At 65.9% G+C, this 1,201-nt stretch carries 1 protein-coding gene; it reads right to left on the bottom strand.

Annotation, left to right across the window (positions count from 1 at the left end):
- The coding region (locus MJ783_RS21800; protein ID WP_239313409.1) for a family 2B encapsulin nanocompartment shell protein at nucleotides 1–1,201 on the bottom strand (1,201 nt) is incomplete at both ends.

The following is a 1,201-nucleotide window of genomic DNA, read 5'->3' as shown; positions in this document are numbered from 1 at the left end:
GGTGCAGGCCGATGACGCCCTGGTTGTCCTCGCCGGTGCGCAGCACGAGTATGGAGGTGGTGTGCCTGTCAGTGATGGGAATCTTGTTACAGGGCAGGATGGGCACACCACGCCAGGCGGGCACCCCGTGGCCGTCGATATCGGCACCGGTCGGGTAGATGCCGCGGCGGTTGCATTCCCGGCCGAACGCGGCGATGGCTCGCGGGTGCGCCAGGATGAACCGGGAATCACGCCGTCTGCTGAGCAGTTCGTCGAGGTCGTCGGGGGTCGGCGGACCGAAGTGGGTGTGGATGCGCTGCTTGCGGTCGGCATTGTGCAGCAAGCCGAATTCCCGGTTGTTGATCAGTTCGTTTTCCTGGCGCTCCCGCAGCGCCTCGATCGTCAACCGGAGCTGTTGCTCGAGCTGGTTTATCGGTTCGTTGTACAGATCGGCGACCCGGCTGTGCACCCGCAACACGGTCTGGGCGACACTCAGTTCGTATTCGCGGGGCGCGAGTTCATAATCGACGAACGTCCCCGGCAGCTCGGGCTCCCCGGTATGCCCCGCCGCCAGCGCGATCGACGCTTCGCCATACTTGTTCTGGGGGAGTTCCGAACGGCTCTGGAACGCCTCGATCTGTGCCCGCAGCTCCGCGGACTGGTCAGCCAGCTCCTGGAACGCCTGCTGTGAGAGTGCCAGCACGGTGCACCCGGTCACGGCCCTGACCGTGAATTCCCAGCTGCCCCGCGGCCCCGCCAGAACCTGATCGCCAAAATAGTCGCCGTCGGCCAGCACGCCCAGCACGGCCTCGTCACCGTACTTTCCGGTACCGAGCTTGTGCAGCTTCCCGTGCGCGATGAGGAACACCTGGTCGGCCGGCTGGCCCGATTCCACGATCACGTCACCGGGAGCGAACTCCCGCTGAACAAACCGGTCCGCCAGCGCGCGCAGCACCGTCTCGTCGTCAAACCCGCGCAACAGCGGCAACTCGCCGAGCTCCCGGGGGATAACCCGGACATCGGCCCCGGTCGAGACAAACGTGATGACGCCGTCCCCCACCAGATAACTGAGCCGACGGTTGACCCGGTACACGCCACCCGCCACCTGCACCCACGGCAGTATCCGCAACAACCAGCGCGAGGAGATTTCCTGCATCTGGGGCACGGATTTGGTGACCGTCGCCAGATTACGCGCGGCCGCCGTACCCAGGCTCAGCTGCGG

The organism is Protofrankia sp. Cj3, from assembly GCF_917627355.1.
GTDB lineage: Bacteria > Actinomycetota > Actinomycetes > Frankiales > Frankiaceae > Protofrankia.
Note: the sequence above shows the minus strand (reverse complement) of the source record. Positions and strands in the feature narration are given on the sequence as shown.